At 71.2% G+C, this 26,265-nt stretch carries 23 protein-coding genes; 13 read left to right on the plus strand and 10 right to left on the minus strand.

Annotation, left to right across the window (positions count from 1 at the left end; translation table 11 throughout):
• Positions 1 to 157: 157 nt before the first annotated feature.
• Positions 158 to 355, minus strand: a complete 198-nt coding sequence (locus J2847_RS25695; RefSeq protein ID WP_325169483.1) for a helix-turn-helix domain-containing protein — start codon at positions 353 to 355, stop codon at positions 158 to 160.
• A gap of 245 nt (positions 356 to 600) precedes the next feature.
• Between J2847_RS25695 and J2847_RS25700 the strand changes: the two genes are divergently transcribed.
• The 3 genes from J2847_RS25700 to J2847_RS25710 all read left to right on the plus strand — a co-directional run bounded on the left by J2847_RS25700 (position 601) and on the right by J2847_RS25710 (position 4,289).
• Positions 601 to 1,821, plus strand: coding sequence for an IS256 family transposase (locus J2847_RS25700; protein WP_209781633.1), 1,221 nt, complete (start codon positions 601 to 603; stop codon positions 1,819 to 1,821).
• A 209-nt stretch (positions 1,822 to 2,030) separates the two neighbouring features.
• On the plus strand, positions 2,031 to 2,525 hold the full coding sequence (locus J2847_RS25705) for a TauD/TfdA dioxygenase family protein (RefSeq protein ID WP_209781634.1): 495 nt from the start codon (positions 2,031 to 2,033) through the stop codon (positions 2,523 to 2,525).
• A 117-nt stretch (positions 2,526 to 2,642) separates the two neighbouring features.
• A complete protein-coding gene (locus tag J2847_RS25710) occupies positions 2,643 to 4,289 on the plus strand; it encodes a rhodanese-like domain-containing protein (RefSeq protein WP_209781635.1) in 1,647 nt (548 codons plus the stop codon).
• 52 nt (positions 4,290 to 4,341) lie between these two features.
• Here J2847_RS25710 and J2847_RS25715 read toward each other — a convergent pair whose 3' ends face one another.
• Positions 4,342 to 5,508, minus strand: coding sequence for an acyl-CoA dehydrogenase family protein (locus J2847_RS25715; protein WP_209781636.1), 1,167 nt, complete (start codon positions 5,506 to 5,508; stop codon positions 4,342 to 4,344).
• A gap of 286 nt (positions 5,509 to 5,794) precedes the next feature.
• Here J2847_RS25715 and J2847_RS25720 point away from each other — a divergent pair, with 286 nt between their 5' ends.
• The 6 genes from J2847_RS25720 (at position 5,795) to J2847_RS25745 (ending at position 12,430) form a co-directional block, all read left to right on the plus strand.
• Positions 5,795 to 7,300, plus strand: coding sequence for an ABC transporter substrate-binding protein (locus tag J2847_RS25720; RefSeq protein WP_209781637.1), 1,506 nt, complete (start codon positions 5,795 to 5,797; stop codon positions 7,298 to 7,300).
• A 41-nt stretch (positions 7,301 to 7,341) separates the two neighbouring features.
• Entirely contained in the window at positions 7,342 to 8,457 is a 1,116-nt protein-coding gene (locus J2847_RS25725) for a mandelate racemase/muconate lactonizing enzyme family protein (RefSeq protein ID WP_209781638.1), read from the plus strand.
• 67 nt (positions 8,458 to 8,524) lie between these two features.
• Positions 8,525 to 9,526, plus strand: a complete 1,002-nt coding sequence (locus tag J2847_RS25730; RefSeq protein WP_209781639.1) for an ABC transporter permease — start codon at positions 8,525 to 8,527, stop codon at positions 9,524 to 9,526.
• Complete coding sequence (locus J2847_RS25735) at positions 9,526 to 10,458, plus strand: ABC transporter permease (RefSeq protein WP_209781640.1); 933 nt, start codon at positions 9,526 to 9,528, stop codon at positions 10,456 to 10,458. Before J2847_RS25730 ends, J2847_RS25735 begins: the two co-directional genes overlap by 1 nt.
• Positions 10,458 to 11,495 (plus strand): ABC transporter ATP-binding protein, encoded by a 1,038-nt coding sequence (locus J2847_RS25740; protein WP_209781641.1) that lies wholly within the window; start codon positions 10,458 to 10,460, stop codon positions 11,493 to 11,495. The genes J2847_RS25735 and J2847_RS25740 overlap by 1 nt, the downstream gene beginning before the upstream one ends.
• Complete coding sequence (locus J2847_RS25745) at positions 11,492 to 12,430, plus strand: ABC transporter ATP-binding protein (protein WP_209781642.1); 939 nt, start codon at positions 11,492 to 11,494, stop codon at positions 12,428 to 12,430. Before J2847_RS25740 ends, J2847_RS25745 begins: the two co-directional genes overlap by 4 nt.
• A gap of 110 nt (positions 12,431 to 12,540) precedes the next feature.
• Here J2847_RS25745 and J2847_RS25750 read toward each other — a convergent pair whose 3' ends face one another.
• From J2847_RS25750 to J2847_RS25780, 7 genes are read right to left on the minus strand one after another with little or no spacing between them, the layout of a single operon-like run.
• A complete protein-coding gene (locus tag J2847_RS25750) occupies positions 12,541 to 13,482 on the minus strand; it encodes an SDR family oxidoreductase (RefSeq protein ID WP_209781643.1) in 942 nt (313 codons plus the stop codon).
• Positions 13,479 to 14,681 (minus strand): acetyl-CoA acetyltransferase, encoded by a 1,203-nt coding sequence (locus tag J2847_RS25755; RefSeq protein WP_209781644.1) that lies wholly within the window; start codon positions 14,679 to 14,681, stop codon positions 13,479 to 13,481. The genes J2847_RS25750 and J2847_RS25755 overlap by 4 nt, the downstream gene beginning before the upstream one ends.
• Before the next feature lie 3 nt (positions 14,682 to 14,684).
• The gene (locus J2847_RS25760; RefSeq protein ID WP_211114855.1) at positions 14,685 to 16,124 is read right to left on the minus strand and encodes a 3-oxoacyl-[acyl-carrier-protein] synthase III C-terminal domain-containing protein; all 1,440 of its coding nucleotides are present in this window, start codon (positions 16,122 to 16,124) and stop codon (positions 14,685 to 14,687) included.
• Positions 16,124 to 16,585, minus strand: coding sequence for an FAS1-like dehydratase domain-containing protein (locus J2847_RS25765; RefSeq protein ID WP_209781646.1), 462 nt, complete (start codon positions 16,583 to 16,585; stop codon positions 16,124 to 16,126). Before J2847_RS25765 ends, J2847_RS25760 begins: the two co-directional genes overlap by 1 nt.
• Positions 16,569 to 17,747, minus strand: coding sequence for an acyl-CoA dehydrogenase family protein (locus tag J2847_RS25770; protein ID WP_209781647.1), 1,179 nt, complete (start codon positions 17,745 to 17,747; stop codon positions 16,569 to 16,571). Before J2847_RS25770 ends, J2847_RS25765 begins: the two co-directional genes overlap by 17 nt.
• A 4-nt stretch (positions 17,748 to 17,751) precedes the next feature.
• Entirely contained in the window at positions 17,752 to 17,973 is a 222-nt protein-coding gene (locus tag J2847_RS25775; RefSeq protein WP_209781648.1) for an acyl-CoA carboxylase biotin carboxyl carrier protein subunit, read from the minus strand.
• A complete protein-coding gene (locus tag J2847_RS25780; RefSeq protein WP_209781649.1) occupies positions 17,970 to 19,319 on the minus strand; it encodes an acetyl-CoA carboxylase biotin carboxylase subunit in 1,350 nt (449 codons plus the stop codon). The genes J2847_RS25775 and J2847_RS25780 overlap by 4 nt, the downstream gene beginning before the upstream one ends.
• A gap of 166 nt (positions 19,320 to 19,485) precedes the next feature.
• Here J2847_RS25780 and J2847_RS25785 point away from each other — a divergent pair, with 166 nt between their 5' ends.
• From J2847_RS25785 to J2847_RS25800, 4 genes are read left to right on the plus strand one after another with little or no spacing between them, the layout of a single operon-like run.
• On the plus strand, positions 19,486 to 21,024 hold the full coding sequence (locus J2847_RS25785) for an acyl-CoA carboxylase subunit beta (protein ID WP_209781650.1): 1,539 nt from the start codon (positions 19,486 to 19,488) through the stop codon (positions 21,022 to 21,024).
• Positions 21,021 to 22,613 carry an FAD-dependent oxidoreductase gene (locus J2847_RS25790; protein WP_209781651.1) on the plus strand — a complete coding sequence of 531 codons (1,593 nt, stop codon included), beginning with the start codon at positions 21,021 to 21,023 and terminating at the stop codon, positions 22,611 to 22,613. Before J2847_RS25785 ends, J2847_RS25790 begins: the two co-directional genes overlap by 4 nt.
• Positions 22,610 to 24,187 (plus strand): class I adenylate-forming enzyme family protein, encoded by a 1,578-nt coding sequence (locus tag J2847_RS25795; protein WP_209781652.1) that lies wholly within the window; start codon positions 22,610 to 22,612, stop codon positions 24,185 to 24,187. The genes J2847_RS25790 and J2847_RS25795 overlap by 4 nt, the downstream gene beginning before the upstream one ends.
• Entirely contained in the window at positions 24,184 to 24,648 is a 465-nt protein-coding gene (locus tag J2847_RS25800) for a PaaI family thioesterase (protein ID WP_209781653.1), read from the plus strand. Before J2847_RS25795 ends, J2847_RS25800 begins: the two co-directional genes overlap by 4 nt.
• Positions 24,649 to 24,655: 7 nt before the next feature.
• Here the strand turns inward: J2847_RS25800 and J2847_RS25805 are convergent, their stop codons facing one another.
• Positions 24,656 to 26,167: an aminotransferase-like domain-containing protein gene (locus J2847_RS25805; RefSeq protein ID WP_209781654.1), complete on the minus strand. Its 1,512-nt coding sequence runs from the start codon at positions 26,165 to 26,167 to the stop codon at positions 24,656 to 24,658.
• Between the last annotated feature and the right edge of the window lie 98 nt (positions 26,168 to 26,265).

The following is a 26,265-nucleotide window of genomic DNA, read 5'->3' on the forward strand; positions in this document are numbered from 1 at the left end:
ACGCCTGGAACGCGCTCATCGCCGAAACCGGCCGCATCAAATCCCTCTGCTTCCCGCCTTGGCTCCAGAAGGTCATTTCATAGGAGAGGCGGTATAAGCACCTGAAATAAGCAGCCTTTAGCTCTCGGTGACTAGGCCGTGCGCCGGGCCACCGGCTTCACGGAAGCAGGCGATCGAACTCCGCCTTGATGACGCCGTAACAGGGGCAGGCCGCCGCCTCCAGCCCGTCGCGTCCGAGGATGGCGACGGTCCCGCGCGTGTAGCGGATGAACCCGGCCTTCCGGAGCATACCGGCCGCCACGGACACGCTGGGCCGCCGCACGCCGAGCATCTGCGCCGGGAATTCCTGGAGAATTCCTGGGTGAGCGGGAAATGCCTAGCCTGGACCCGGTCGTGCGTCATCAGCAGCCAGCGCGCGCACCACTCCTCGCTCGGGTGCAGGCGGGTGCACGAGGCCGAGCGGGCGACCAGATTCAACAGGGCCTGCGTGTAGCGCAGCAGCAGCGCATGGAACGCCGGCGTGTCCGGCAGCACCGTCGAAAGGGAGTATCCGGAATTTCGTGCTCGGCGGGGTTATCCTGAAGCAGAAGGAGACCCTGAATGGCCCGCCGCAAAGAGCCCGTTATCCCCGACGCGATCCTCGACCAGCTGCTGGCTGGGGCGGATGCCAAGACGGCGTTCGACCAGAACGGCTTGCTCGACCAGTTGAAGAAGGCGCTGACGGAACGGGCGCTGAAAGCGGAACTGGATCATCACCTGGCCGGTGACGAGAGTGGCAACCGGCGCAACGGCTACGGCCGCAAGACGGTGCTGACCGAGGGTGGGTCGATGGACCTGTCCATTCCACGCGACCGGACGGGAACGTTCGACCCGGCGCTGATCGCCAAGTACCAACGGCGCTTCCCCGGCTTCGACGAGAAGATCATCTCGATGTACGCGCGAGGCATGTCGACGCGGGAGATCACCGGGCATCTGCGGGAACTCTATGGCATCGAGGTCTCGGCCGACCTGATCTCCACGGTGACGGACGCGGTGATCGAGGAGGTGACGACGTGGCAGAACCGGCCCCTGGAGGCGATCTACCCGCTGGTGTTCCTGGATGCCATCCGGGTCAAGATCCGCGACGAAGGCCTGGTGCGCAACAAGGCCATCCATGTGGCCATCGGCGTGCGCGCCGACGGCGCCAAGGAGGTGCTGGGCCTGTGGATCGAGCAGAACGAAGGCGCCAAGTTCTGGCTGCGCGTGCTGAACGAGCTGAGGAACCGGGGCGTCGAGGACATCCTGCTGGCCGTGGTCGACGGGCTGAAGGGCTTTCCCGAGGCGATCGCCGCCGCCTATCCCGAAACCATCGTCCAGACCTGCATCGTCCACCTGTTGCGCCACAGCATGGAGTTCGCGTCCTGGAAGGACCGCAAGGCCATCGCCGCCGCGCTGAAGACGGTCTACGACGCCGTCGACGACAAGGCTGCCGAGGCAGCCCTGACCGCCTTCGAGGACGGACCCTGGGGTGAAAAGTACGCGGCCATCGGCAAGGCGTGGCGGCGGGCGTGGCAGGAGGTCATTCCCTTCTTCGCCTTCCCCCGCGAGGTCCGGCGCATCCTCTACACCACCAACGCCATCGAGGCCCTGAATTCGAAGCTGCGCCGGGCGGTGCGGACCAGGGGGCATTTCCCCAATGACGAGGCGGCCCTGAAGCTCCTGTTTCTCGTCTTGAACCGCGCCGAGAAAGACTGGAAGATGCCGCCGCGCGAATGGACGGCCGCCAAGGCGCAGATGGCCGTCATCTTCGGCGAGCGGTTCGCAAAGGCGATGAACGCCTGATACTCAACCCGCCCCGCCGAGCACGAAATTCCGGATACTCCCCTTTCCCTCCGCGGTGATGCCATGAACCTGGAAGACATTCTTCGCCAGATCCAGACCGATCGTCGCCAGCGTGGTCATCAGCCGCTCCTGTAAGGTGGTTTCTTCAACGACCTCAGCTTGACACCGTTTCCCGGTGAAAGGGCCGTCCACCACATCACCTCAATCTGGTGGAGGCCTACAACGGTCTGTCGCCGACGCTGCGCGGCTTCGTCGACGACCTGCGCGGCGTGCACCGCTTCACGCCGCCGGAAGGCCAGGACGCGACCGAAATCTTCGACAAGCGGAACGCCGACCGGCCGCTCGTCAGCGAACACCCGCTGGTGCGCGTCATCCCGGAAACCGGCGAGCGCGCCCTGTTCGTCAGCCCGTCCTTCCTGAAGCGGATCACCGGTCTCGCGCCGCGCGAAAGCCAGCAGATCCTCGAGTTGCTGTTCGAGCACGTCACCCGGCCGGAGTACACGGTGCGCTTCCGCTGGCAGCCGGGCAGCATCGCCTTCTGGGACAACCGCACGCCGGCCCATCTGGCCTCCCGCGACATCTTCAGCCTCGACTTCGACCGGCAACTCTACCACATCACACTGCGCGACGATGTCCCGGTGGGGGTCGACGGCCGGCCTTCCACCGCCCTCAGAGGCGATCCCATCGACGCCTACACCCCCTGACGACGCCCGCGCTCCGGCGTCCCGGCAACCAGCCAAGCCATAAAATCCGTTCAGCGGCGGTCCGTCCAACGGCGGCTGGCTGGCCGCCACCGCCCCGTTCCACGGAGTCCGCATTCCATGACCAGCCTTGCTCTACCCTCCCCGCCCGCTTCGCCCAGCCCGATCGGCGTGGCGGAGTTGCGCGCCCTTCTGACCAGCGGCGAGGAGTTCGCGCTCATCGACGCCCGGGAAACCGGCGTCTACGCCGCCGGGCACATCCTGTGGGCGGTGTCGATGCCGCTGAGCCTTCTGGAGTTCCGCATCGCCACGCTGGTGCCACGCCGGGGCACACGGATCGTCGTGACCGACGCCGATGGCAGCGGCCTCGCCACCCGCGCCGCGCGGCGCCTCGGCGAACTCGGCTACGGCGACACCGCCGTGCTGAAGGGTGGCAACGCCGCCTGGGAAGCGGAGGGGAATCTCCTCTACAGCGGCATCAACGTCGTCAGCAAGGCGTTCGGCGAGTTCGTCGAGCATGCCTACGACACCCCCCGCCTCACGGTGGCGGCGCTGCGGACGAAGCTTGCCGCCGGCGAGGATGTGGTGATCCTGGACGGCCGGACGCCACAGGAGTTCGCGAATTTCAGCCTGCCCGGCGCGCTGTCCTGCCCGAACGCCGAGCTGCCCTACCGCATCCACGACCTGCTGCGGACGCCGGAGGCCCAGGTGGTGGTCAATTACGCCGGGCGCCCCCGCAGCATCATCGGCGCCCAGACCCTGATCAACGCCGGGCTGCCCAACCCGGTGCTGGCGTTGGAGAACGGCACCATGGCGTGGCTGCTCGACGGCCATGATCTGGAGCACGGGCGCACCGACCACGCTCCTGCCCCCTCCCCGGCCGGGCTGGCGAAGGCGCGGGAGTCGGTCGCCCGGCTGACCGAACGCTTCGGCATCCGGCGGATCGACGCGGCGACGCTGGACCGTTTCGTCGCGGAGTCCGGGACACGCTCGCTGCACCTTCTCGACGTGCGGACCCTGGAGGAGTACAAGGCCGGGCACATCCCGGGTTCGCTCCCGGCGCCCGGCGGGCAGGCGGTGCAGGCGACCGACGAGTATGTCGGCACCCGCAACGGCCGCATCGTCCTGCTCGACGGACCGGACGCGGTGCGCGCCACCATCACCGCCTCCTGGCTCATCCAGATCGGCTGGGGCGAGGTGCATGTGCTGGCGGACGCCTTCGCCGACCGGCCGTTGGAAAGCGGCAAGCCGCATCCCGTCATCCTTGGCGATCCCGGTCCGGTCGCGAGCGTCACCGCCACCGAACTGCGCGGCCTGCTCGACCGTGGCGAGGCCCAGGGGGAGGTGACAATCGCCGATCTCGCGTCCAGCCTCGTCCATGGGGAGGGGCATATCCCCGGCGCGTGGTTCGCCGTCCGCGCCAACCTCGCGGCGACGGCCGGGCGGTTGCCGGGGAATGGGACCGTCGTGCTGACCTCGCCCGACGGCGAACTCGCCCGCTTCGCCGTGCGCGAACTGGCCGGGGCCACCGCGCGGCCGGTGCGGACGCTGGAGGGCGGCACCGTGGCCTGGGCGGCGGCCGGGCTGCCGCTGGAGACGGGGGAGGCGAACCGGCTCGACGACACCAACGACGTCTGGCGTTCGCCCTACAAGCTGCAGGAACGCGGCGACCGCGAGGCCGCCTTCCGCGAGTATATGCGCTGGGAGACCGACCTGATCCGCCAGCTCGGCCGCGACGACACCGTGTCCTTCAAGCGTTACGCGTGACGGACCGCCCCGCCCCTTCCGGCGCGCCGGGAAGGGGCGGCGGCGTGTCCGCTCAGAGGCGTGCGGTGGTGTCGAAGCTCTGGCCGAGATAGGCTTGGCCGATGGTGCTCGACGTCCGGTCCGAGTTCTCGTGCAGGGTCTGGAAGCGCAGGTCGCGGACGATGCGGGCGAAGGGCGAACCCTCCAGATAGGCGCTCGACCCGGCGATCTGCGAGGCGCGGTCCATCGCGATGGTGGCGTTCTCGATCGCCTGGTGCTTGGCCTCCATCGCCGCCAGTTCGGCCCGCGTCTCGTCGCCCTGCGTCCACAGCCAGGCCGCCCGGTAGATGATCCAGCGGGTCGCCTCGATGCCGACGCGCAGTTCGCCCATGCGGAGCTGGGCGTAGGGGTCCTTGGCGGTGCCGCGTTCCGGCAGATAGGCCTTGAGATAGTCGAACAGCGCCTCGGTCGCGCCGAGGAACTGGGCGGCGAATCCCAGATGGCACTTGGCCTGATAGCGGATCGACGGGTTGGCGCCCGGCGGGCCCAGCACATAGCGGTCGGCGACGAACAGGTCGCGCAGCTCCAGATGCGGGCTCACCGCGCCGCGCATGCCGATCGGGTTCCAGGTGCCCTCGACGATGTGGAAGCCCTCGGCCCCCTGCGGGACGGCGACGCCGAGATGCCCCTCGGGCGAAGGCACGTCGCGCAGGCGCAGGAACACGATGTTGTAGGCGGCGATGTCGGCCAGCGTCGCGTAGTTCTTGGTGCCGCTGATCCGGTAGCCGCCATCGACCCGGTCGGCGGTGGTCAGCAGCCCGTAAAGGCCGCGCGCCGAGCGTCCCGGCTCGCTGCCGGTGCCGTTGAGGATGGCGCCCTCCGCAACGACACGGCCGAGGATCTCGTCCTTCTGCGCCGCGCTGCCGACCAGCGACACGTAATGCGCGCCGTGGGAATGCACCTGGAGACAGTGGGCGGTCGAGTGGCAGTAGCGCGCGAGCTGCTCGATCGCCAGCAGGTAGAGCAGCGGGTCGCTGCCCTTGGCGCCGCTGTCCAGCCCGCCATAGGCGGCCGGCACGGTCAGCTTCAGGAATCCTTCGTCGGCGAGGATCTTGAGAGCGTCCAGCGGCAGGCTCGCCTCCTCGTCATGGCGCCGGGCGTTGGGCGCCAGCACCTCGCGACCGATGCGGCCGGCGGTCTCGTAAATGTCCCTCTGCGCCTTCGTGAAATTGAAATCCATCGCTTTTTCTTCCCACGGTTGAGATGCGGATTGGCCGCTCCTTGTCGCACATACTACACATCGAATCCAAAAATGAATGTCTATAAATCTAGTTGACATATGGATTAAAGGACGGAAAACTGAACGCACACAAAAAGACCGGAGAGCGAACGTGACCATTGGCTGGCCCCCGAACAGGCGCGATGTTCTTTCTGCAATGGCAACTTTTGGGGCGATTCCTTTTCTGCCGTCGTCTATAGCGTTCGCGCAAGCGCAACCAAAGGACGCATCCCTGCAGGGCACGCCGGTGCGCGGCGGGACGCTGCGGGTGGTCGTCGATCCCGATCCGCCGACGATCCTGACCGTCGACAACTCCTTCGGCGCCAGCCAGAAGGTCGGCCCCAAGATCGTCGAGGGGCTGTTCGCGCATGATTTCCAGTATGGGCTGAAGCCGCAGCTCGCGACCTCCTACAGCCTGACCCCGGACGGGCTGCGCTACACCTTCCAGCTCCGCAAGGGGGTGAAGTGGCACGACGGCGCCGACTTCACCTCGGCCGACGTCGCCTTCTCGATCTCGCTGCTGAAGGAGTTGCAGACCTTCGGTCGCATGATGTTCGCCAACCTCGTGGAGACCCGCACGCCCGATCCCCACACCGTCGAGCTGGTGCTGTCGAAACCGGCGCCCTTCCTGCTGCGCGGCCTGTCGGCGGCGGTGTCGCCGATCATCCCGCGCCACATCTACGACGACGGCACGCCCTTCGCCCGCCACCCCCGGCGCGACACGCCGATCGGCACCGGCCCCTTCGTCTTCAAGGAGTGGGTGCGCGGCAGCCACATCATCCTGGAGCGCAACCCGAACTACTGGGATCCGGGCAAGCCCTACCTCGACCGCATCATCTTCCGCTACATCGCCGACGCGGCGGCACGCACCGCCGCCATCGAGACCGGCGAGGTCGACATCGTCCCCGACAACCGCATTCCCCTGTCGGAGATCGAGCGGCTGAAGGCGCTGCCGCACCTGCAGGTCAGCAGCCTCGGCTACGATTACCTCGGCAACCACACGCAGCTCGAACTCAACCTCGACAACCCGGTCCTCCAGGATCTGCGGGTGCGCCAAGCGCTCGCCCACGCCATCGACCTCAAGGTGCTGCTGAACACCGTCTGGTACGGCTACGGCCAGATCTCGCCGACGCCGATCAACCCGCACATGGCGCCCTACCACGACCCCAGCATCAAGCCGCTGCCCTTCGACCTGAAGAAGGCGGCGGCGCTGCTCGACGAGGCCGGGCACAAGGCGGACGCCAAGGGCCGGCGCTTCGGGCTGAAGATCGTCCACAACCCCGGCGTCGGCGACCTGCGCCGCGTCTCCGACTATGTCCAGCAGGCGCTCGGCAAGATCGGCATCGAGGTGACCATTCAGGCCCAGGACTTCGCCAGCTACGTCAAGGCGGTCTACACCGACCGCAACTTCGACCTCAACGCCGGCACGCTGGCCAATCTGTTCGACCCGACGGTCGGGGTGCAGCGAATCTACTGGTCGCAGAACATCAAGAAGGGCGTCGCCTTCTCCAACGGCAGCCACTATTCCAACCCGGAGGTCGACCGGCTGCTGGAGGCGGCGAGCGTCGCCACCGACGACGCCGAGCGGATCCGGCTGTTCCACGCCTTCCAGAAGATCGCGGTCGCCGACCTGCCGCTGATCAACTTCATCGCCGTCGACCAGTTCACCGTCGCCAACACCAAGCTGCGGAACTTCGCCATCGGCGCCTACGGCGCCAGCGACACCTTCGCGGACACCTACTTCCAGTCCTGACCTCAAGACGGCCCACGGCCACGCAACGGGGTGCCCGCGCGATGAAGATCACCAAGGTCGAGACCATTCTGCTCGCCGTTCCCTGCTCCTCGAACGGCGCCATCCGGCCGAGCACCGGCCGCAGTTGGTCGGCGTTCGACGTGCTGCTGGTGCGGATCGACACCGACGCGGGCATCAGCGGCTGGGGCGAGGCCTTCGGGCGCGCCCGCGACCTGCCGCTGAAGGCGGTGATCGACGCCCACATCGCGCCCAAGCTGATCGGCCAGGACCCGACGCGGATCGAGGCGATCAAGCACGACCTCGAATTCCGCCTGCACAACACCGGGCGGATCGGCGGCATCGCCTACGGCATCGCCGCCGTCGACATCGCTCTGTGGGACATCCTCGGCAAGCGCGCCGGTCTTCCGCTGCACCAGCTGATCGGCGGGCTGGTGACGCCGGAGCTGCCCGTCTACGCCAGCTTCCTGCGTTACGGCTCGGTGGAGGGGGTGCGGGGTGCCGTGCGCAAGGCGCTGGCCGAGGGCTACCGCCACATCAAGCTCCACGAGATCGGCATCGCCGAGAACCTCGCCGCGCGGGAGGAGGCCGGGCCGGACGTCGCCATCATGCTGGACGTCAACTGCCCCTGGACCGTGTCGCAGTCGATCGACGCCGCGCGGCGGCTGGCGCCCGGCAACTTCGACTGGCTGGAGGAGCCGGTGTGGCCACCGGAGAATTATGGCGGCCTCGGCGAGATCCGCCGCAAAGGGTCATTGCGTATCGCTGCCGGCGAGAACGCCGGCAGCTTGCACGACTTCAAGGCGATGTTCGACGCTGGAGCCATCGACGTGGCGCAGCCCGACCTCGCCAAGGCCGGCGGGATCAGCGAGGCATTGCGCATTGACGCGCTGGCCGAGGCCCATGGCGTCGACGTCGTGCCACACTGCGCCACCTTCGGGCCGGGGCTGCTGGCGACCATCCATTTCAACGCCTCGCGCCGCCGCCCGCCGTTGCTGGAGCGGCTCTACTTTGCCTTCGACGAGCACCCGATCGGCGCCGTCGCCGAACCGGTCGACGGCTTCGTCAAGGTGCCGACCGGGCCGGGGCTCGGCTACGACCCCGACCCCCGCGTGATCGAGCGCTACCGTGTGGAGCCGGCGGAGTTCGCCTGGACATGAGGATGATGGGTCAAATGGCGTCGGTGCGGGGAGCCGGACTTGTACAATCCCGCGAAAGGGGCCGGCCATGACGACGCCCGGCCGTCTGACGCGGCGGTTCCTGCGCACCGCCCTCCAGGCGATTCCGACCGTGCTCGGGATCGTGATCCTGAACTTCCTGCTGCTGCAGCTGGCGCCTGGCGACGCCGCCGACGTGATGGCGGCGGAATCGGGAACCGCCACGGAGGAGACGCTGGCGGCGCTCCGCGCCCGCTTCGGGCTGGACCAGCCGCTGCTGCTCCAGCTGCTCGGTTACCTGTCCAACCTCGCCCATTTCAGCCTGGGCTATTCGCCGCGCTACAACATGCCGGTCGCCGAGCTGATCGGCCAGCGGCTGCCGGGCACGCTGCTGCTGATGGCGACCGCGTTGGCGCTCGCCTTCGTCGTCGGGCTGCTGCTCGGGCTGGTGATGGCGGCCACCGCCGGGCGCTGGCCGGACCGCGTCGTTTCGGTGCTGGCGCTGCTGTTCTACTCGATCCCCGGCTTCTGGATCGGGCTGATGCTGATCGTCCTGTTCTCGGTGACGCTCGGCTGGTTGCCCAGCGGCGGCTACCAGACCATTGGTGGACCCTCTGGCGGCGGCCCCGCCGAAGGGCTCGCGGCGCTGCTCGACCGGCTGCGCTACATGGTGCTGCCGGCGACCTCGCTCGCCCTCTTCTACGTCGCCATCTACGCCCGGCTGGCCCGCGCGGCGTTGCTGGAGGCGCAGACCCACGATTATGTGCGCACCGCGCGCGCCAAGGGACTGCCGGCCTGGACGGTGATGACCCGCCACGTTCTGCGCAACGCCCTGCTGCCGGTGACGACGATGGCCGGCATCCATCTCGGCGGCATCCTCGGCGGTGCGGTGGTGGTGGAGACGGTCTACAGCTGGCCCGGCCTCGGCCGGCTGGCCTACGAGGCGGTGATGGCCCGCGACTTCAGCATCCTGCTGGGGGTGCTGCTTCTGTCCTCCCTGCTGGTGATCGCCGCCAACCTGCTGGTGGACGTCCTCCAGGCCTGGCTCGACCCACGGATCGAGGCGTCGTGATGCCCAAGACCTCCTCCCCGGCGCTGGCCGCCGCACCGCCGCTTCCCGCAACAGCCAATCCCGCCGCCGGCACGCCCGCCGCCGCGCCGCGCTACGGACGGCGGGCCCTGCGCGCCTTCCTGCGCAACCCGACGGCGATCGCCGGGCTGGTCCTCCTCGCCCTGGTCATGCTCGGAGCGTCGCTGGCGCCCCTGTTCTACCCCGACGACCCGCTCGGCATGGTGGGGCGCCCGCTGCTGTGGCCCGGCAGGCAATGGTCTCACCCGCTCGGCACCGATTCGCTGGGCCGCGACGTCGCCGCCGGGCTGATGCACGGCGCCCGAATCTCGCTGCTGGTCGGCTTCGCCGCCACCTGCGTCGGCCTGTCGCTCGGCATCCTGGTCGGGGCCGTCGCCGGCTACCGCGGCGGCTGGCTCGACGACGCGCTGGTCCGGCTGATCGAGATCTTCCAGGCGGTGCCGAGCTTCATCCTGCTGGTCGTGCTGGTCGCCATCGCCCAGCCGTCGGTCGCGACGATCGTCGGCGCCATCGGCATCGTCACCTGGCCGACCATCGCCCGGCTGGTCCGCGCCGAGGTCCGCGCCCTGCGGAGCAAGGACTTCGTCGTCGCCGCGCGCGGCATGGGCTACGGCCACGGCCGCATCATCCTGCGCGAGATCCTGCCGAACGCCATGCCGCCGGTCATCGTCACCTCCTCGGTGATGGTCGCCTCGGCGATCCTGATGGAGGCGGCGCTGTCCTTCATGGGGCTGGGCGACCCGAACACGGTGAGCTGGGGCAGCATGATCGGCGCGGGCCGCGAGCTGCTGCGCACCGCCTGGTATCTGACCGCCCTGCCCGGCCTGCTGATCGTGGTGACGGTGCTGGCGCTCAATCTGATCGGCGACGGGCTGAACGACGCGCTGAACCCGCGCCTTGAGAAGGACTCCTGATGGACCCGCTGCTCAGCGTCCGCGACCTCTCCATCGGCTTCCGGAACGGCGCAGGTGGCCATTGGTGGCCGGTCCGCGGCTTCGATCTCACGGTGGAGGCCGGCGAGACCGTCGCCCTGGTCGGCGAATCCGGGTCCGGCAAGTCGCTGACCGCGCTCGCCCTGATGGGGTTGCTGCCGCGCTCCGCCCGCGTCGAGGCCGCCGGCATCCGTTTCGCCGGCCAGGAGCTGACGGGCCTGCCGGAGCGCGCGAAGCGGCGGCTGCGCGGCCGCGACCTCGCGATGATCTTCCAGGAGCCGATGACCTCGTTGAACCCGGTGCTGACCATCGGCCGGCAGATCGCCGAGGTGCTCCGCCTCCACCAGGGTCTGTCGGCCAAGGCGGCGCGGGCGCAGGCGATCGAGCTGCTCGACCTCGTCCGCATCCCCGAGCCGCAGCGGCGGGTCGACGACCACCCGCACCGGCTGTCCGGCGGCATGCGCCAGCGGGCGATGATCGCCATGGCCGTCGCCTGCCGCCCCAAGCTGCTGATCGCCGACGAGCCGACCACGGCGCTCGACGTCACCATCCAGGCCCAGGTCCTCGAACTGCTCGACCGGCTGCGCCGCGAGCTGTCGCTGGCCTTGCTGCTGATCACCCACGACCTCGGCGTCGTCGCGCAATGGGCCGACCGCGTCGTCGTGCTCTACGCCGGCCGCAAGGTCGAGGAGGCCGACGCCGGACCGCTGTTCTCCGACCCGCTGCATCCGTACACCCGCGGGCTGCTGGCGGCGTCGCCGCGCATGAACGCCGGCCGGCACTACCGCGACGGGCCGCTGGACGAGATCCCCGGCAGCATCGCCTCGGCCGCCGGCCAGGCGGGCTGCCCCTTCGTTCCGCGCTGCCCCGCGGCGGTGGCCGCCTGCGCCGAGGCGATGCCGCCGCTCCTCGTCCCGGCCGCGCGGCGGGCGGTCGCCTGCCCGGTCGCCGTCGGTCTCCCCCTTCCCGGCTCCCCCCTCAACTCCCCTAGCGCCGCCTCGCCGGAGTTCCACCCATGACGCTGCTGTCCGTGACCGACCTGCACGTCCATTACCCCTCGCAGGGAGCATCGTTGCGCGCGGTGGACGGCGTCTCGCTGGACGTCGCGGCGGGCGAGACCGTCGGGCTGGTCGGCGAGTCCGGCTGTGGGAAATCCTCGCTGGGCCGGGCGGTGTTGCGGCTGGGCGACCGGACCTCGGGCCGCATCCTGTTCGCCGGCGAGGATTTCGGCGCAGCCCCCGAAGGCCGCCTGCGCGCCTTCCGGCGGCGGCTTCAGATGATCTTCCAGGATCCCTACGGCTCGCTGAACCCGCGCCACAGCGTCGGCGACATCCTGCTGGCACCGCTGACCGTCCACGGGATCGGCAAGCGGGAGGAGCGGCGGCGGCGGGTCCACGACATGCTCGACCGGGTGGGGCTGCCGCGCGACGCGGCGCACCGCTTCCCGCACGAGTTCTCCGGCGGCCAGCGCCAGCGCATCGGCATCGCCCGCGCGCTGATCCTGGAGCCGGAACTGGTCGTCTGCGACGAGCCGGTGTCGGCGCTCGACCTGTCGATCCAGGCGCAGATCATCAACCTGCTGGCAGCGATGAAGCGCGAGATGAACCTGTCGCTGCTGTTCATCTCGCACGACCTGTCGGTGGTGCGCTACGTCGCCGACCGGGTGCTGGTGATGTATCTGGGTCGCGTGGTCGAATCCGGCCCCCACGACCGCCTCTGGGACCACCCACAGCACCCCTACACCCGCGCGCTGATCGACGCCGTTCCCGATCCGGCCCGCCGGCGCCACGCCAGCCCGTTGCCGGGGGATTTGCCGAGCGCCCGCAACATCCCGGCCGGCTGCCGCTTCCACGCCCGTTGCCCGATCGCGACCGACCTCTGCCGGTCGGTCGATCCGCCCCTGCGCAGCGTGGCGCCCGGCCACCAGACCGCCTGCCATCACGCCGGGCACTGACGCCCCCCCCCTCGACCGCGTGATGGAGATAAAGGCCGGCCGGCTCCTGGCTCCGGAGGGAACGTCATAGGAACGGACGCTGTTGCCGGGAAGTGCCGATGTCGGCCCCCTTACACCGGGTCCCAGGAGAAGACGTCCGACACGCGGTCGAGCGGCACCAGAGACGGGCGCAGAGCCGGCAGCAGATGGTCGGTCAGCGTCTCCACCGACCATCCCTCCGCCCGATGCAGGGCGCGCGCGGGGCGGGGCTGGCTCATCAGGAAGATCTCGTTGCGGCGGACGGCGAAAATCTGGCCGGTCACCTCGCGGGCCGCATCGCTCGCCAGGAAGACGGCGAGCGGGGCGATGCGGTCGGCGGTCATGCTGCGGCGACGCTCGGCGCGCAGGCGCTGCTCCTCCGTCGCCACCGGCACGGTGTCGCCCATGCGGGTCGCGGCGCTGGGCGAGACGCAGTTGGAGCGCACGCCGAACGCCTTCATGTCCAGCGCGATGGCCTTGGACAGCCCGACGATCCCGAGCTTCGCCGCCATGTAGTTGGCTTGGCCGAGGTTGCCGATCAGCGCCGAGTTCGAGGTCATGTGGACGAAGGCGCCGGACTGCTGCCGACGGAAATGCGGGGCGGCGGCGCGGGCGACGTTGAAGGCGCCCTTCAGATGCACCCCCAGCACCGCGTCGAAATCCGCCTCGGTCATCTTGTGGAACATGCCGTCGCGCAGGATGCCGGCGTTGTTGACCACCGCGTCGATGCGGCCGAACCGGTCCAGCGCCGTCTCGACGATGCGGTGGGCCCCGGCCCAGTCGGCGACGCTGTCGGCGCTGGCGACCGCCTCGCCGCCGGCCTCGCGGATCAGGCGGACCACCTCGTCGGCCGGGGTCTCGCCGCCGGCCTCGCCGCCCTCCGCCCCATTCACCGACACGCCGAGGTCGTTCACCACCACCCGGGCACCCCGGCGGGCGAATTCCAGCGCGATCTCGCGCCCGATGCCGCGCCCGGCCCCCGTCACCACCACCGCCTTGCCGGCCAGCATGCCCGTGTCTCCGTCCGTCGTCATTCGCCGAGCCTTCCGATGATGGCGACGCTGCACACGTTCTGGTGCGGCGCGCCGCCGAGATTGTGCGTCAGGCCCAGCCGCACGTCGGCGCGCTGGCGCGGCCCGGCGCGCCCCAGCAGTTGCAGATACAGCTCGTAGACCATCCGCAGGCCCGAGGCGCCGATCGGGTGGCCGAAGCATTTCAGCCCGCCGTCGATCTGGCAGGGCAGCGCACCGTCGGCGTCGAACACCCCGTCCAGCACATCACGCACCGCCCCGCCCTCGGGCGACAGCCCGAGATCCTCCATGGTCACCAGCTCGGTGACGGAGAAGCAGTCGTGCACCTCGGTCAGGCTGAGCTCGCGGCGCGGATCGGCGACCCCCGCCTCGGCGTAGGCGCGGGCGGCGGCGACCCGCGCGGTCGCGACGTGGCTGCCGTCCCAGCGGCCGAAGCCCATCTCCTCGCCGTTCGAGACGGCGAGTTGCAGCGCCTTGACGCTGACCGCCCCGCGCTTGCCGAGGCCGCGCGCGATCTCCGGCGTGGTGACGATGGCGCAGGCCGCCCCGTCGCTGACGCCGCAGCAGTCGAACAACCCGAGCGGGTCGGCCACCATCGGCGCGTCGAGCACCGCCTGCTCGGTGATGGGTTTGCGCAGATGGGCCTTGGGGTTCCTGGCCCCGTTGGCGTGGCTCTTGACCGAGACATGGGCCATGGCGCGCTTCAGATCCACGCGCGACAGGCCGTGCCTGGCCCGGTAGGCCTCGGCGAGCTGCGCGAAGGATCCGGGTGCGGTGTAGGAGGGCCACCACAGCGCGTTCAACGCCCCGCGCGACCGCTGGGGCAGCCCGCCATAACCGGTGTCCTTCAGCTTCTCCACCCCCAACGCCAGCGCCACGTCGCAGGCCCCCGCCGCCACGGCGTAGACGGCGCCGCGCAGCGCCTCGGTGCCGCTGGCGCAGAAATTCTCCACCCGCGTCACCGGGATGCGCGGCAGCCGCAGCGTCGTCGCCAGCGGGATGCCGCTGCGCCCGACATGCAGATCCTCGTTGGCGGTGGCGAGCCACGCCGCCTGGATGTCCTTGGTCTCCAGCCCGGAATCGGCCAGCGCCTCGGCGTAGGCCTCGGCCATCAGATCCTCGGCGCCGTCGGTCCAGCGCTCGCCGAAGCGGGTGCAGCCCATGCCGACGATGGCGACCCGGTCGCGGATTCCCGTTGCCATCGCTCACAGCCCCCCGCCGCGCACCGGCGCGGCTTTCCAGAAATAGCGGCGGAAGTTGCGGCGCGGGTCGTGGTCCTTGACCCGGAACACCATGCGCAGCGGCGCCCCCACCGACAGGTCGCCCGGCTCGACGTCGGCGTAGCCCGCCAGCAGCCGGCCACCGGCCTCGAACTGGATCAGCCCGTAATGGGCCGGCGGCGACGGACAGTAGGTCAGGTGATCGGCCGTCCAGGTGACGACGCGCGCCGGGTCGTCGGCCAGCCGGACATCCTCTTGGGCGTCCCAGGCGTTGCAGTCCGGGTTGACGCAGACCCGCGCCTTGGGGAACTGACGCGTGCCGCAGGCGGCGCAGCGCCCGCCGACCAGCCCGAGCAGCATGTCCCGCTTGCGGTACAGCACCGTCAGCGGGGTTTGCAGGTCGAGTTCGGCGCGCATGCCCTCGTCGCGCTCGACGCTGCCGGTCAGGGCGGCGAAGCGGCCGTAGCCGCTCTCCACCCGCCCGCCAGCCAGCGCCGCCTCGATGCCCCCCTCCCCCCCTGCCCCCTGCCAGGGATGGCCGGTGGCGCGGAAGACCAGAGCGTCGGCCCCCTGCCCGAAGCCGACGGCGAGGATGAGGTCGCCGGCCTTCGCCTGCTCCAGCGCGTGGGCCAGCATCAGCGGCGCGTGCGCCGCGCCGCTGTCGCCGATGCGGGTGTCCAGCCCGTCGCGCACGGCCGCCGGCGGGATGCCAAGCCGCTCGGCGGCGGTCGCGGCGATGCGCGGCTGGCCGGGGGGCAGGATGAAATGCGCGACGTCGGCGGCGGCGACCCCGGCCTCCTCCAAAGCGGAGCGCGCCGCGCGCGGGACGATGGCGAGCCAGCCCTCGTCGCGGACCCAGCGGTCCTCCCAGCCATAGTCGTGCGCGGCGTCCGAGGCCCGGTAATGATCGACGAAATCGACGCTCAGCGAGACGCCGCCGAGGAACTCGGCCAGCACATCCCCAGCGCCCAGGGTGAAGGCGGCGGCCGCGTCGCCGTATTTCGCCTCCTGCGGCGAGGCGGGCTTGGTGCGCCGGCTCTCCGCCGCGACCACCAGCCCGGCCGTCCGCCCGCGCAAGGCCACCAGCAGGGCGGAGGTGCCGGCGCGCAGCGAGCCGGTGGCGTCCAACGTCGCCACCCCCTCCCCCAGCCCGAGCGCCGCCGCGACGATGCCGGCGTTCTGCCGGTCGGCGAAGGGCAGGCTGGTGGAGGCGAGCGTCACCGCCGTCACGGAGCGCCCGTTCAGCGCGCCCCGCGCGGCGGCGACCGCCATGGTTACGGAGTCCTCGTCCCAGTCAGCGAAGCTGCGCTGCCCCTTGGCCAGCGCCTTCAGCCCCGGATGACTCCAGCCATGCTGGTCGAGCAGCGCCCGGCGGTCGAGCCGCAGGCGCGGCACATGCACGCCGAATCCGGTGATTCCGAACATCACAGCGCCCCCAGATGCACGGCCACCCGCCGGTTGGTGAAGACCGGCGCCCCGTCCGCGTCATGGCCGTCGAGATCCTGCACCAGCAGGGTCAGCGGGCCGGAGCGGCCCTCCTTGCGCTCGACGGCGGTCAGGGTCAGCCGGCAGGTCAGACGGTCGCCGGCAAGAATGGGGCGGTGCAGGCGGAATCCCTGCTCGCCCGCGCGGATGCGGCTGCGGTCGAGCCGCGCCATCCAGGGCGGGTCGCCCGGCAGGCGGAAGCTCGCCGGGAAGGTCGGCGAAGCGACCAGCCCGCGATGGCCGGCGGCGCGCGCCGCATCCTCGTCGTGGCGGATCGGGTTGCGGTCGCCCAGCGCCTCGGCGAAGCGGCGGATGGCGCCCTTCTCGACCTCGACGGTGAAGGACGGGCAGACGTGTCCGACCAGATCGGCCAGCACGGACGGCTCAGGATGCGGGGGCATCGGCGCGCTTCCATTGGCTGATCTCGCGGCCGAGGATCTCGCTCGCCAGCATGTTGCGGTGGATCTGCAGGGTTCCGCCATAGATCGAGCCGCCGCGCGTCTCGGCGTAGCGGCGGGCCAGCGGATAGTCCTTCATGTAGCCGTTGGCCCCGGCGATCTGGATGGCGTCGTCGCAGATGCGCTTGGCGGCCTCGGCGACGAACAGCTTGGCGATGGAGGTTTCGTCGCGGCGCGGCAGGCCGGTGCCGGCCCCCGCATCGGCGTTGGCCGCCGCCCGCCAGACCAGCAGGGTCGCCGCATCGAGCCGCACCCGCATGTCGGCCAGCATCCATTGGATACCCTGGAAATCGGAGATCGGCCGGTTGAATTGCCGCCGCTGCCCGGCGTAGTCGAGCGCGAAGCGGTAGGCGAAGGTGGCGTTGCCCAGCATGCGGGCGATGCTGCCCAGCCGCTCGGCGTTGTAGACGCTGATCAGCTTGCCGAAGGCGTTGCCGTCCAGCAGCACGAGGTCGCGCGGCACCCGGCAATCGTCGAAGAACAGCTCGAACTGCAACTCGTCGGCCATGTTCAGCGTGCCGGCGCTGCGGCTGAAGCCGGGGGCGTCGTGCGGCACGATGACGGCGCCGATGTCGCGCGCCTTGCCGCTGCGGCCGAAGCGGCAATAGACCACGGTGTGTTCGGTGTGCTGCACGAAGCTGACGAACTGCTTGCGGCCGTTCAGCACGACGTGGTCGCCGTCGATCTCCGCCCGCGTGGTCATGGCGGTGGCGGCGCTGCCGGCCTCCGGCTCGGTGATGCCGATTGCCACACCCAGCTCGCCCTTGGTGACGCCGGTCAGGAAGCGGTTCTTCTGCGCCTCGGTGCCGTGGTGGCGGATGGCGCCGATCGCCCCGGTGGAGGAGCGGTGGGCCAGCGCCCCCAGCTCCGGCGCCTCCTCCTGCAGGGTCTGGATGATCAGCAGCGTGTCGAGCAGCGGCAGACCGGCCCCGCCATGCTCCTCGCCGATGTCGAGGCCGAGCAGCCCATGTTCGGCCATCGCCCGGCGCAGGCGGCGCACGCCCTCGACGCTGTGGTCGGCGGTCAGCGGCAGCAGCTTGCGCCGGGCGATGTCGCGGGCGGCGTCGATCAGCTCGGTCTGGCGGGGGGAAAGTTGGAAATCCATGGCCTTACACCGGCTCCAGCGTGGCGACGACGTCGCCGACCGAGACGACCTGCCCTTCCGTCACCGCCAGGCTCAGCCTGCCGGCGCCGGGCGCCGGGACCTCGATCTCCAGCTTCATCGATTCCAGGATCATGATGAGGTCGCCGGCGCCGACGCGCGCCCCCGGCTCGGCGGTGATCTGCCAGACGGTGCCGGCGACGGCGGATTGGATGTCGATGCGGCTCATGCCTGCTTTTCTCCGATCTCGGCCAGCAGGCCGGTGTGGGTGTGGCCGGCGCGGAAGGCGTCCGACGCCAGGACTCTCCGCAGCGCCGGGATGTTGCTGTGCAGCCCCGCCACCGCGAAGCCGGCCAGCGCCTGATCCAACCGGGCGATGGCCTCGGCCCGCGTGGCGCCGTGGGCGATGACCTTGGCGAGCAGGCTGTCGTAATGGGGCGTGACGTCATTGCCTTCGGCGAAACCGGTCTCGACCCGGATGCCCGGCCCGGACGGAGGACGGAAGACCTCCAGCACCCCCGTGGAGGGCAGGAAGCGGTCGGGATCCTCGGCACAGATCCGCGCCTCGATGGCGTGGCCGTCGGGAACGACGGTCGCCGGCAGCAGGGCGTCCAGCCGTTCCCCGGCGGCGATGCGGATCTGGGTGGCGACGAGATCGACTCCGGTGATCGCCTCGGTCACGCCATGCTCGACCTGGAGGCGGGTGTTCATCTCGATGAAGCGGACGCTGCCGTCGGCGGCGAACAGCGTCTCCACCGTGCCGATGCTGTCGTAGCCGAGGCCGCCCAGCACCGCCGCGACGCGCGAGGCCAGCGCGTCGAGCACGGCGCGGTCGAGGTTGGCGGCGGTCGCCTCCTCGATCAGCTTCTGGTGGCGGCGCTGCACCGAGCAGTCGCGCTCGAACAGGGTGCGGACGGCGCCGTGGCGGTCGGCGACCACCTGAAGCTCGATGTGGCGCGGCCGTTCGACCAGCCGTTCCAGATAGATGGAGTCGCTGCCGAAGGCCCGGCGCACGGTTGAGCGCGCGCGCCGGGCCGCGGCGGCCAGCTCGCCCGGATGACGCGCCACCACCATGCCGATGCCGCCGCCGCCGGACGCCGGCTTGACGATCAACGGAAAGCCGACCCGCTCGGCGGCGGAGAACAGCGCCGCCTCGTCGTCGGCCAACGGCCCGCTGCCGCCGCCGACGGGAATGCCGTGCTCGGCCATCAGGGCGCGGGCGCTCGGCTTGTGCCCCATGCGGGCGATCCAGCCGGGCGAGGGGCCGATGAAGCGGCCGACCTCGCGCTCGACCCGCTCGGCGAAGGTCGCGTCCTCGGCGAGGAAGCCGTAGCCGGGATGCACCGCGTCGGCCCGCACGGCCAGCGCCGCCGCGATCACCGCGTCGCGGTTCAGGTAGCTGGCGCCCGCCGGGGCGGCGCCGATGTGCACCGCCTCGTCGGCCTCGGCCAGATAGGGGGCGTCGCGGTCGGCGTCGGAATAGAGCGCCACCGAACGGATGCCGAGGTCCCGCAACGCCCGGATGACGCGGGCAGCGGCGGCCCGGCGGTTGGCGACGACGACCTTGTGAAACATGCCCGTCTGGACCATGCCTGAAACGGCCCCTCGAATTGCTTTGGGTAAATGATGCAATTGCATTCATGCACAGCCCAATTTCAAAATCAACAACGGAACTAGAGATTGACACGTCATTCTGTGAAAAGCAGATTGAGGCGATTGGTGCGAAACGAACGGACGAGCCATGGATCAGGGGACCATCGCGGAGCTTGAGGCCAGACGGGCGGCGGCCCGCGCCCTGGGGGGCGAGGCGGCCATCGCCCGCCACCATGGGCGGGGGGCGCTGACCGCGCGGGAGCGCATCGACCGGCTGCTCGACCCCGGCTCCTTTCGGGAGATCGGCGCCCTGGCACGCAGCCAGCACCCCGATCTTACCGCCCGCACCCCCGCCGACGGGGTGGTCGCCGGCTGGGGCACGGTCGAGGGCCGCGTCGTCTACGTCACCTCGGAGGACGCGACCGTGCTGGCCGGCACGCGCGGGCGGGTCGGCGACGCCAAGGTCTCGCGCGTCCGCCAGCTGGCGCTGGAGCACCGCAAGCCCTTCATCGCGCTGAGCGAGGCCGGGGCGGCGCGCTTCCAGGAGGCGAGCGGCGCGGTGGCCGCCGCCATCGGCAACCGCTTCCGCGAGCATTTCGCCCTGTCCGGCAAGGTGCCGCAGATGGCGGCGATCCTCGGCGCCTGCTTCGGCGGGCCGTCCTTCACGGCGGCGCAGTCGGACTTCGTCACCATCGCCAGGGGGCGCGGCGTGCTCGGCATGTCCGGCCCGCCCGTCGTCAAGGCCGGCATCGGCCGCGAGGTGACGGTGGACGAGATCGGCGGCGCCGCCAAATCCATCGAACGGACCGGCCAAGCCGACCACGCCGGGGAAAGCGACGCCGACTGCATCGACGCGATCCGCGCCGTCCTGTCCTACTTCCCGTCCAACGCCTGGGAGGCGCCGCCGCCGGCCCCACCCGTCCCGGCGGCGGCCGACAGCGAAGAGGGCCGGGCGCGGCTGACCGCGCTGGTCCCCGACAACCACCGGCGCGGCTACGACATGCACGCGCTGCTTGGCCTGCTGGTCGATGGCGGGAGCTATTTCCAGTACCGGCCGGGCTACGCCGACAATCTGATCACCGCCTGGACGCGGATCGAGGGGCAGCCGGTCGGCGTGCTGGCGAGCAACCCGCTGGTGCTGGCCGGCGCGCTGAACGACCGCGCCGCCATCAAGGCCCGCAAGTTCGTCGAGATCTGCGACGCCTTCCACATCCCGCTGGTCTTCCTGTCGGACTGCCCCGGCTTCATCGTCGGCCCGGACATCGAGAACCAGCGCATGGTGTCGCTGGCCGGGCGGCTGCTGAACAGCGTCATCGCCGCCAGCGTGCCGATCGTCACCATCGTGCTGCGCAAGGCGATCGGGCTGGCCTATCTGGCGCTCGGCGGCAAGACGATGGAGCCCGACGCGCTGGTCGCGTGGCCGGGCGCCCGCTTCAACGTGATGGGGCCGGCGGCGGGGGTGGAAATCATCCACGGCAAGCGCATCGCCGCCTCCCCCGACCCTGACGCGCTGCGCGCCGACCTGCTGCGCCGGGCCGAAGAGGAATCGAGCGCCTACCGCGCCGCCGAGATGGGGTTGATCGACGACATCATCGCGCCATCCGAGACACGCGCCGTAATCGCCGGGGCGCTCGCCCGCGCGCGCGGCCGGCAGGAGTACGGCTTCAAGCACCGGATCGACCCATGAGCACGGCGGACCGGGACATGTGGGACGAGGAGACCGACGTCGTCGTGGTCGGCTTCGGCGGGGCGGGCGCCGCCGCCGCCATCGCCGCGCGGCAGGCCGGGGCCGAGGTGCTGGTGCTGGAGAAGATGCCCGACCCCGGCGGCCTGACCATCGTGTCGGCCGGCGGCGTGCGGATCGCCTTCGACCGCGCTGCGGCGCTCTCCTATCTGGAGGCGACCTGCGCCGGCCGCACCCCGCGCGCGCCTCTGGAGGCGCTGGCCGACGGCATGGTCGCCGCCCCGGACTGGCTGCGGGAGCTCGCCGAGCCGCTGGGGGCCACGGTGACGGTGACGCCGTCGCCCGGCAACTACCCGTTTCCCGGCTACGAAGCACTGGGCTATGCCGCCATCACCGAGGTACCGGGGCTGGAAACGCCGCCGCACGCGGCCTCCAAGCTGACCGACGGCGGGCGCCTGTTCCACGCGCTGGAGGCCGCCGCCCGCCGCAAGGGCGCACGGATCGTCACCGACGCCCCCGTCCGCCGCCTGCTGACCGGGCCGGATCGTGCCGTGACCGGGCTGCTCGCCGAGATCGATGGGCGCACGGTCCGCGTCCGCGCCCGACGCGGCGTGGTGCTCGCCTGCGGCGGCTTCGAGACGGGGGAGGCGCTGAAGCGCGACCATTTCCAGGCAATTCCCGTGCTGGCCGGCTCCTTCCTCGGCAACAGCGGCGACGGCATCGCCATGGCGCAGGACGTCGGGGCGGCGCTCTGGCACATGTGGCACTACCACGGCCCCTACGGGCTGCGGCACAGCGACCCGGCCTATCCCTACGCCTTCTACCTCAAGGCCCTGCCGATGTGGACACCCGGCCCGGCCGGACACAGCTCGGCCCTCGGCCTGCCCGCGGGGACGAAGAAGGAGCCGGCGCGCGTCGCCTGGATCCTGGTCGACCAGACCGGACGCCGCTTCATGGACGAATACCCGCCCTACCCCGGCGACACCGGGATCCGCCCGCTCGACGCCTTCGATCCCAAGACCCAGAGTTTCCCGCGCATCCCCGCCCGGCTGATCCTCGACGAGAACGGGCGGCGGCTCTACCCGATCGGCCGCTCCATCGCCAACGGCCGCGCCCCGGTCCACGAGTGGAGCGCCGACAACCTCCGCGAGATCGAGCTGGGCATCCTGCGCCGCGCCGACAACCTCGCCGAGCTGGCCGCCCAGACCGGCATCCCGGAATCGACGCTGGCCGACACGCTGGCGCGCTGGAACGCCGCCTGCCGCGAAGGGCACGACCACGACCACGGCCGGAGGCCCGACAGCATGGTCCCGATCGACACCCCGCCCTTCTACCACGCCGAGGCGTGGCCCATCGTCATCAACACCCAGGGCGGCCCGGTCCACGACCCGCTCCAGCGCGTGTTGACGCCCTTCGGCGAGCCGATCCCCCGGCTGTTCGCCGCCGGAGAGCTGGGCAGCGTCTTCGGCCACCTCTATCTCAGCGGCGGCAACCTCGCGGAATGCCTCGTCGGCGGGCGGATCGCCGGACAGCAGGCCGCCGCCCCTATCCCCGCCAATCCCATCCTTCCCGCGTCCCCGGTGCCGGCATGAACGACTTCATCGGCAAGACCCACGGCGAGGCGCTCGATCTCGTCGCCGAGCGCTTCGCGGAGCGCGAGGCCCTCATCTTTCAGGGCCGGCGCTGGAGCTACCGCCAGATGCGGGCGGAGGTCGAGGCCGCCGCCTCCCGCCTCGCCACGCTGGGGCTGGAGCCCGGCGCCCATGTCGCGCTGTGGCTGCCCAACCGGCCGGAGTTCCTGTGGTACTGGCTGGGCGCGACGCAGAGCGGGCTGGTCGCGGTGGTGCTCAACACCCGGCTGGCGCGCGAGGAGGCCGCCTACCAGATCCGCCAATCGCGCGCCCAGGCCATCCTGGTGCCGGGCGCAGGCGCCTTCCGCGACTTCCTGGCGGAGATCGCGGCGGCCGGCCCCTTCCCCGAGCTGCGCCACGTCGTCGCCCTCGACCAACCGGGGCCGGATCATCCGGGAGCGCTCGACTGGTCGGAGCCGCCGCCGCATCCTCTGCCGCCGGCCCCGCGCGCCGGCAATCCGACGGCGCCCTGCACGCTGGCCTACAGCTCCGGCACCACCGCCCTGCCCAAGGGGATCCTGCTGACCCACGTTCTGTGGCGCAAGGGGTTCGACGGGGCGGTGCGGATGGGCGTCGGGCCGGAGGACCGGCAGTATCTCGCCGTGCCGCTGTTCGGCATCATGGCGATGGTCAACGGCATCCTGACCCTGTGGACGCAAGGCGGCGCCATTATTCTGGAGGAGCGCTTCGACGCCGGGCGGTGCCTCGCCACCTTGGTGGAGGAGCGCGTCACCGGCATCCTGCTGGTGCCCGCGATGGTCAAGGCGCTGCTCGACCACCCGGACTTCCCGGCGACCCGCCACGCCCTGCGCTTCGGCGGCGCCGTCACCCGCGACCCGGCGGAGCTTGAGACGATCATCACCCGGCTCGGCGTGCGCGAGCTGGTCAACAGCTACGGCATGACCGAGACCGCCGGCGTCGCCGTCCGCACCTGGCACCACGCGACGCTGGAGGAGCGTCTGCGGGTCCAGGGCCACCCGCTGCCGGGGGTGGAGATCCGCATCGGCGACCCCGACCAGGACGGCGCGCTTCCCGCCGGGGCGGAGGGCGAAATCCAGGCGCGCGGCTACTGCATCACGCCGGGTTATTTCGACAAGCCGGAAGAGACGCGCGCCGCCTTCACCACCGACGGCTGGTTCCGCACCGGCGACCGCGGCCGGCTGGAGGCGGACGGCAGCCTGGTCTTCCTCGGGCGGCTGAAGGACGGCTACAAACACAAGGGCTTCAACGTCTCCACCGCCGAGGTCGCGCACGCCATCGCCCAGCACCCGGCGGTGGTGGAGGTCGCGGTGGTCGGCCTGCCCCACCCGGCGGACGGTGAGGTCGGCGCCGCCTTCGTCGTGCTGCGGGCACCGCTCGACGCGGCGGAGCTGGAGGCGTTCCTGGTCCCGCGCCTCAGCGGCTACAAGCGCCCGGCGCATCTCTTCGCGCTCGACCGTCTGCCGATCACCGCCGGAACCGGGAAGATCCGGACCTCGGCCCTCAAGGCCTGGGCGCTGGAGCGGCTCGCCGGCACCAGGAGCGCCGCGCCATGAGTGCCGTCCCCGATGCGGCGGACAATATGGCGGACGACGTGGCCGACAACGCTGGGCTGACCGTCACCCCCTTCCAGCGCCATCTGGGCTGGCGCGTGCTGCGCTGGGAAACCGACCTGTGCGAGCTGGTGCTCGACCTCGAACCGCAGCATCTGAACCGCACCGGGGTCGTCCATGGCGGGGTGGTGATGGCCCTGCTCGACACCGCCAGCGGGCTGGCCGCCGGCTACGCGCCCAACGCCAGCCAGCCGCGCCCGACCGTGACCATCTCGCTGACCTGCAACTTCATTGCCCCGTCACGCGCCGGCCGGCTGACTGCGCAAGGGCGGGTCGAGGGCGGCGGCGGGCGGGTGGTTTCCACCTCCGCCAGCCTGCGGGCGGAGGACGGCAGCCTGCTGGCGACGGCGGTCGGCAGCTTCCGCCGCTTCGCCCGGCCGTCCGGCGGAAACCCGGACGTCTGAAACGGACTTACACCACGGTGAAGAGCCGGCGGCGGCGCGTGCCGGCCAGTCGGGCCAGCGTCTCCATGCTCCGGCGCAACTCGTCGGCCGTCGCGTTGCCGTTGACCGAGACCCTCACCGCGCGCGGCGTGGCGTCGCCGACGGTGAAGTTGTCGGCGGGGACGACCAGGATGCCCTCCTCCCGCGCCGCCGCCGCGAAGTCGCGGGCGCTCCAGCTTTCCGGCAAATGCAGCCACAGATGGAAGGCGGCCGGGTGCCCGCTGTGGGACTGGCCGCGCAGCGCCGCCTCGGCGATGGCGTAACGCTCCCCCATCACCGCGCGGTAGGCGGCGACGACGCGGTCGGCGGTGCCGTCCTCCACCATCACCGCCAGCAGTTCCCCGGCGAAGGGCGGGATGGCGAGGTCGGCCAGATGGGCGGTGTCCTCGATCCGCTCCAGCAGGTCGGGGGCCGCCGTCAGCACGCCGACGCGCAGCGCCGGGCTGATGCATTTCGCCGGGCTGGCGATGAAGACGCTGCGTTCCGGCGCCAGCGCGGCGATGGCGGGCGGACGGTCCGCCAGCGCCGCGGCGGCGGTGTCGTCCTCGATCACCGTCAGATCGAAGGCGCGGGCGGTGGCGGCGACGCGCTGGCGCCGTTCCGCCGGCATGCGCTGGACCGTGGGATTGTGCAGCGAGGGCTGGGTGACCAGCAGGCGGGCGCGGGTCTCGCCGGCCAGCCGCTCCAGCGCGGCGGGGTCCAGCCCCTCCCCGTCCATCGGCACGCCGACCAGCCGCAGCCCCAGCAGCTCCGCCATCGTCTTGACGCCGGAATAGGTGACCGCCTCGGTCAGCACCGCGTCGCCTGGGTTGGTCAGCGCCTTCAGCGTCAGGAAGGTCGCGTGCTGGGCCCCCATCGTCACCATCACCCGGTCGGCCGGCACCTCCAGCCCGAAGCGGCGCAGCCAGCGCGCCGCCGCCTCGCGGTGCGGCCGGTGGCCGGCGACCGGCGGGTAGCGGTGCGGCGGCAGCCGCGCCACCCGCGCCGCCGCCTCGGCGAAGACCGGGGCCAGCAGGCCGTCGAGCCCGGCCACCGGCGAGCGGAAGCAGCTGAGATCCACCGGCCGCACCGCCAGCGGTTCCGGGGCCGGGAGGCGCGGTTCGGCCATGACCGGCAGGGGTGAGGCGGGCGGCACCGTCGCGATCGACCGCTCCCCCTCGCGAATGAAGGTGCCGCGCCCGACCTCGCCGGTCACGAGGCCGCGTTCGCGGGCGATGGCGTAGCCCCGGTTGACCGTGCCGGCGGTGATGCCCAGCGCGTTGGCCAGCCAGCGCTGCGGCGGCAGCCGGAAGCCCGGCGGCAGCTCCCCGCTGGCGATGGCGGATTCGATGGCGGCGGCGAGCGCCAGATAGAGCGGCCCGTCGGTCCGTTCCAGCACCGGCACCCAGGGAGCGCCACCCGGATGGGCCTCCGGCCCGCCGTTTCCCTCAGGGTCCGCAGCGTCCGGCTGGGGGTGGCGGTGGTCCGGCTTGGGCAGCATGGATGGAGAACCTTCGGGCGGGGGCAGGCGGGGCGGGCGGGGTTGGGAACCGGCGCATCCTAGCAGCGGGCGGCGCGGCGGGCCAATGCAATTCGAGC

This window comes from Azospirillum agricola (assembly GCF_017876095.1).
In the GTDB taxonomy this organism is placed as follows: Bacteria; Pseudomonadota; Alphaproteobacteria; order Azospirillales; family Azospirillaceae; genus Azospirillum; species Azospirillum agricola.

Excerpts from the sequence above, each read along its gene's own strand:
- J2847_RS25730 (WP_209781639.1), top strand. The coding sequence starts at position 8,525 with ATGACGACGCCCGGCCGTCTGACGCGGCGGTTCCTGCGCACCGCCCTC.
- J2847_RS25765 (WP_209781646.1), bottom strand. The coding sequence starts at position 16,585 with ATGCCCCCGCATCCTGAGCCGTCCGTGCTGGCCGATCTGGTCGGACAC.
- J2847_RS25795 (WP_209781652.1), top strand. The coding sequence starts at position 22,610 with ATGAACGACTTCATCGGCAAGACCCACGGCGAGGCGCTCGATCTCGTC.
- J2847_RS25740 (WP_209781641.1), top strand. The coding sequence starts at position 10,458 with ATGGACCCGCTGCTCAGCGTCCGCGACCTCTCCATCGGCTTCCGGAAC.
- J2847_RS25800 (WP_209781653.1), top strand. The coding sequence starts at position 24,184 with ATGAGTGCCGTCCCCGATGCGGCGGACAATATGGCGGACGACGTGGCC.
- J2847_RS25735 (WP_209781640.1), top strand. The coding sequence starts at position 9,526 with ATGCCCAAGACCTCCTCCCCGGCGCTGGCCGCCGCACCGCCGCTTCCC.
- J2847_RS25775 (WP_209781648.1), bottom strand. The coding sequence starts at position 17,973 with ATGAGCCGCATCGACATCCAATCCGCCGTCGCCGGCACCGTCTGGCAG.
- J2847_RS25755 (WP_209781644.1), bottom strand. The coding sequence starts at position 14,681 with ATGGCAACGGGAATCCGCGACCGGGTCGCCATCGTCGGCATGGGCTGC.
- J2847_RS25745 (WP_209781642.1), top strand. The coding sequence starts at position 11,492 with ATGACGCTGCTGTCCGTGACCGACCTGCACGTCCATTACCCCTCGCAG.
- J2847_RS25770 (WP_209781647.1), bottom strand. The coding sequence starts at position 17,747 with ATGGATTTCCAACTTTCCCCCCGCCAGACCGAGCTGATCGACGCCGCC.
- J2847_RS25780 (WP_209781649.1), bottom strand. The coding sequence starts at position 19,319 with ATGTTTCACAAGGTCGTCGTCGCCAACCGCCGGGCCGCCGCTGCCCGC.
- J2847_RS25785 (WP_209781650.1), top strand. The coding sequence starts at position 19,486 with ATGGATCAGGGGACCATCGCGGAGCTTGAGGCCAGACGGGCGGCGGCC.
- J2847_RS25710 (WP_209781635.1), top strand. The coding sequence starts at position 2,643 with ATGACCAGCCTTGCTCTACCCTCCCCGCCCGCTTCGCCCAGCCCGATC.
- J2847_RS25750 (WP_209781643.1), bottom strand. The coding sequence starts at position 13,482 with ATGACGACGGACGGAGACACGGGCATGCTGGCCGGCAAGGCGGTGGTG.
- J2847_RS25715 (WP_209781636.1), bottom strand. The coding sequence starts at position 5,508 with ATGGATTTCAATTTCACGAAGGCGCAGAGGGACATTTACGAGACCGCC.
- J2847_RS25700 (WP_209781633.1), top strand. The coding sequence starts at position 601 with ATGGCCCGCCGCAAAGAGCCCGTTATCCCCGACGCGATCCTCGACCAG.
- J2847_RS25805 (WP_209781654.1), bottom strand. The coding sequence starts at position 26,167 with ATGCTGCCCAAGCCGGACCACCGCCACCCCCAGCCGGACGCTGCGGAC.
- J2847_RS25790 (WP_209781651.1), top strand. The coding sequence starts at position 21,021 with ATGAGCACGGCGGACCGGGACATGTGGGACGAGGAGACCGACGTCGTC.
- J2847_RS25725 (WP_209781638.1), top strand. The coding sequence starts at position 7,342 with ATGAAGATCACCAAGGTCGAGACCATTCTGCTCGCCGTTCCCTGCTCC.
- J2847_RS25760 (WP_211114855.1), bottom strand. The coding sequence starts at position 16,124 with ATGTTCGGAATCACCGGATTCGGCGTGCATGTGCCGCGCCTGCGGCTC.